The following is a 1,364-nucleotide window of genomic DNA, read 5'->3' as shown; positions in this document are numbered from 1 at the left end:
CTCGGGCAGGCTGATCTCTTCCGGTGCGTAGGTGCCGTCGTTGAAGTAGCAGGCCCATACGGCCTCGCGAGCGGCGTTACCGGTAGTTCGTTAAATCCCGGTGATGGTGAGGGTTGACTGCAGGTTGGGTTGGTCGTAGGCCGGTGGTAGGAGTCAACTGGCCTGCTGGGGGCTGAAGATGACCGCTCGCCGTCCGTGTCCGCCCGCGCCGGGACCGTTGGAGGAGTACGCGGCCCCGGTTCGACGACCTCTTTTACAGCCTGGCTCGGCGGCGGGGCTTTCGCGAGTATTTGACCGGGCTGCTGGCGCCGCGGGAGCGGAACAAGACGATCACCTGCCTGGCAGGGGCGGAGCCGTTGGCGGGTGCGGGGATGCCGGGGGTGCAGCGGCTGCAGTTCTTCCTGTCCGAGTCGCCCTGGGAGGCCGAGCAGATCAACGACCGGCGGCTTGCACTGCTGCGCGAGCAGCCGGCGACGGCTCCGCACGATGGCGGGGTGATCGTGATCGACGACTCCGGGGACCGCAAGGACGGCACCGCGACCGCGCATGTGGGCCGGCAGTGGCTGGGCCGGTGCGGCAAGACCGACAACGGCATCGTCACGGTGACCACGGTGTGGACCGACGGCCGCGTGTACTACCCGCGGCACGCGACCCCCTACACCCCCGCGCATCACTTCGCCCGCGGCCGGTCCGATCCGGCCTTCCGTACGAAACCGCAGCTGGCCGCAGCCCTTGCGGCCCGCGGGAAGGCGGCGGGCTTCGGCTGCCGGGCGGTGGTGGCCGACTGCGCCTACTTAAGTCAGCGACGACTGGTATCGCGCGCTGCGCGAGGCCGGCCTGGCCTATGTCGTCGCGCTCAAACCGCACTGCGGCACCTGGGCCCCGGCCGACCAGCCGCACACCCCCATCGAAGCGGCCCACGCCCTGACCTGGCGTGATGCTAAACATCCCGGCGACTGGACGCCCGTTGAGCGTCACTTCCGCAACGGGCACACCGAGACCTGGTGGGCGGCCGATGCCCGCCTGGGCGGCTACGGCCCCGACTCGCCCTGCCGGCTGGTCGTGGCCATCACCGACCCAGCCGGCCTGCCGGAGAAAGCCACCTGGTATCTGGCCACCAACCTGCCCCACCCCGACGCACCACACGCTGCCACCGGCCCGCACCCGCCGGCCGACCTCGCCGAGATCGTCCGCCTCTACGGCCTGCGGCCATGGATCGAGCAGAGCTACAAACAGATCAAGGACGAACTGGGCTGGGCCGACTTCCAAGTCCGCTCCGACCGCGCCATCCGCCGCCACCAACCCTGGTCAACTGCGCCTGCTCCTTCTGCTGGGACCAGTGGTTCACCCCACCCGGGCCCCTG

Annotated in this window: 1 protein-coding gene and 1 pseudogene; both read left to right on the top strand. The window is 70.1% G+C overall.

Annotated elements, in window-relative coordinates; genetic code table 11:
- Positions 1-290: 290 nt before the first annotated feature.
- On the top strand, positions 291-938 hold the full coding sequence (locus ACWD1Z_RS37645) for an IS701 family transposase (RefSeq protein WP_451125440.1): 648 nt from the start codon (positions 291-293) through the stop codon (positions 936-938).
- A 124-nt stretch (positions 939-1,062) separates the two neighbouring features.
- Positions 1,063-1,364, top strand: a pseudogene (locus tag ACWD1Z_RS37640) (IS701 family transposase); the annotation flags it as partial.

It is taken from the genome of Streptomyces sp. NPDC002784 (assembly GCF_053592135.1).
The sequence above is the reverse complement of the archived record's forward strand: the minus strand, read 5'-3'. Positions and strand labels throughout refer to the sequence as shown.